Raw genomic sequence first — 2,772 nt, 5'->3', positions numbered from 1 at the left:
GACGAGGTCGGGCAGCAGCCCGACGGCATTGCCCGAGCGGATGAGGCGGATGTGGGCCATGAGGTCGGCCGTCTCGAAGCGCACGTCGGGCTCGAAGCCCGCCTCCCGGCAGAGCTGCTCGGCCCATTCGCGCGACGCCGTGCCCTGGGGCTCGAGCACCCACGGGAGGCGCGCCGCCGCTTCGAGCGCCGTGCCCGCGGCATCCGCTGACCTGGTGGACGCGTCGGCGGGAATCGACCCGCTCATTTCCGGCGTGCGCGTCCAGGAGGTGCGTCCGCGAGCGGACGACGGATGCGGCGGCAGGGCAAGCCGGATCGCGTCGGAGGCGAGGTGCACCCGATCGAGGTCGTCGCGGTGCGCACGCGTGTGACCCGGGTACTGCTCGGCGATGACCAGGTCGAAGTCGCGCGCCGAGACCTCGAAGAGACCGGCGTCGGGCTCGCGCTCGGTGACCTCCACGCGCAGCGCGGGATGCTCGGCGCGGAGGAGGGTGAGCGCCTGCGGCACCATGGCGTGCGCGGCGGACTGGAACACGGCGATGCGCACCGTGCCGCCGACGGCGGTGAGCGAGCGCGCGACATCCGCCTCGGCCTCCTCCAGCCGGTCGAGCACGGCCCGGGCGTGGCCGACGAGCAGCTGGGCCTGCGGGGTCAACTGCACGCGCCGGCCGACCTGCTCGAGCAGCGGCACGCCGGCCTCCTTCTCGAGCTGGCTGAGCTGTTGCGAGACCGACGAGGGGCTGTACGAGAGGGCGTCGGCCACGGCGGCCAGGGTGCCGCGCTGGCTGAGCTCCACGAGCAGTCGCAGCCGTCGAACGTCGAGCATGCCTTGGGCCTCCGTCTCCTCAGAAATCATTCGGCTTTACCGAATAGTATCCGTCAGATTCATTCGCTGTACTGAACGGATGCCGCGTCGCATACTGAACGCGACAGGCGCGCGCACCCGCCCGGCGCGCCCGAAGCAAAGGACACTAGCCTCGTGACCATGTCGAACGCCGCCACGGATCTGACGCCGAGCACCGACCACGTCGTCGCCCTCGTACGCCGCTGGCTCACCGAGAGCGCCGACCACCCCGTCGATCCCGCCGCCGAGCGGCTGGCCGGCGTGCTGAAGGACCCCAACGGACTCGCCTTCACCGTCGGCTTCGTCGACGGCGTGATGCGCCCCGAAGACCTGGGCGTCGCCGGCCGCAACCTCGAGCACGTCGCGAAGCTCACCCCGAAGTTCCTGCCGTGGTACCTGCGCGGCGCCGTGCGCCTCGGCGGCTTCGTCGCGCCCGCGTTCCCGTGGCTCGTCATCCCCATCGCCCGCCGCGTGCTGCGCGCGATGGTCGGGCACCTCGTGCTCGATGCGACCCCGGCCAAGCTCGGCCCGGCGATCGCGAAGCTCCGCGAATCGGGCAACCGCCTGAACCTCAACCTCCTCGGCGAGGCCGTGCTCGGCGAGGACGAGGCCGACCGTCGCCTGCGCGGCACCTACGAGTTCCTCGCCCGCGACGACGTCGACTACGTGTCGATCAAGGTGTCGAGCGTCGTCAGCCAGCTCTCGATGTGGTCGTTCGACGAGGCCGTCGCCAAGGTCGTCGCCAAGCTCACCCCGCTCTACGAGCTCGCCGCCAAGAGCGCGACTCCGAAGTTCATCAACCTCGACATGGAGGAGTACCGCGACCTCGACCTGACGATCGCGGTGTTCACCACCCTGCTCGACCAGCCGCAGCTGCGCGGCCTCGAGGCCGGCATCGTGCTGCAGACCTACCTGCCCGACGCGCTGGGGGCGATGCAGGAGCTCACCGCGTGGGCCACCGCCCGCCGCCAGGCCGGTGGCGCGCCGATCAAGGTGCGCGTCGTGAAGGGCGCCAACCTCGCCATGGAGCACGTCGACGCGGCGATCCACGACTGGCCCATCGCCACCTATGCGACCAAGCAGGACTCCGACACCAACTACAAGCGCGTGCTGCACTGGTCCATGACGCCCGAGCACACCGACGCGGTGAAGCTCGGCATCGCCGGCCACAACCTCTTCGACGTCGCGCACGCCTGGCTCACCGCCCGCGAGCGCGGGGTCGAGTCGCGCGTCGAGTTCGAGATGCTCCTCGGCATGGCCACCGGCCAGGCCGAGGCCGTGCGCCGCGACGTCGGCAACCTCCTCCTCTACACGCCCGTCGTCAACCCGAGCGAGTTCGACGTGGCGATCGCGTACTTGATCCGCCGCCTCGAGGAGAACGCGAGCCAGGACAACTTCATGTCCGCCGTGTTCGAGCTCGCGAACGACCGCGGGCTGTTCCAGCGCGAGCAGGACCGCTACCTCCGCTCGCTCGCCGCGCTCGAGGCCGACGACGGCCGCACGCCCGCGCCGAACCGCACCCAGAACCGTCGCACCGAGTGGACCGACGAGGCGCTCGCCGCGGCGATGTCGGTTCCGGATGCCCCGGCGCCGGGCACCGAGCACGAGGACGCGTCGCTCACCAGCACCGTACTCGAGATCACGCGCGGCTCGGGCGGGCTCGACCTCGTCGCCCCGACGGATGCCGCGGCATCCGCTGCCCAGGCGACGCCCGCCGGACCCGGGGTCACCCCCGGCTTCCGCAACGAGCCCGACACCGACCCCGCCCTCGCCGCGAACCGCGAATGGGGCCGCCGCATCCTGGCGCGGGTGCCCGAGTCGCGCCTCGGCCTCGACACCATCGCCGCCGCGCGCATCGACGACGAGGCCGCGCTCGAGCGCGTCGTCCAGACCGCCGCCGATCGCGGCCGCGCGTGGGGCGAGCTGCCC

The 2,772-nt window shown here is 71.9% G+C and carries 2 protein-coding genes; one reads left to right on the top strand and one right to left on the bottom strand.

The window, feature by feature from the left end; translation table 11 throughout:
* The coding region (locus AC1DY2_RS18320) for a LysR family transcriptional regulator (RefSeq protein ID WP_476763713.1) at positions 1–825 on the bottom strand (825 nt) is incomplete at its 3' end.
* A gap of 159 nt (positions 826–984) precedes the next feature.
* On the opposite strand from AC1DY2_RS18320, the gene AC1DY2_RS18315 reads away from it, so the two are divergent.
* Positions 985–2,772 (top strand): proline dehydrogenase family protein (locus AC1DY2_RS18315; protein WP_476763712.1); only part of this gene is annotated, 1,788 nt, incomplete at its 3' end.

It is taken from the genome of Agromyces sp. P1_H4 (assembly GCF_056405255.1).
The sequence above is the reverse complement of the archived record's forward strand: the minus strand, read 5'-3'. Positions and strand labels throughout refer to the sequence as shown.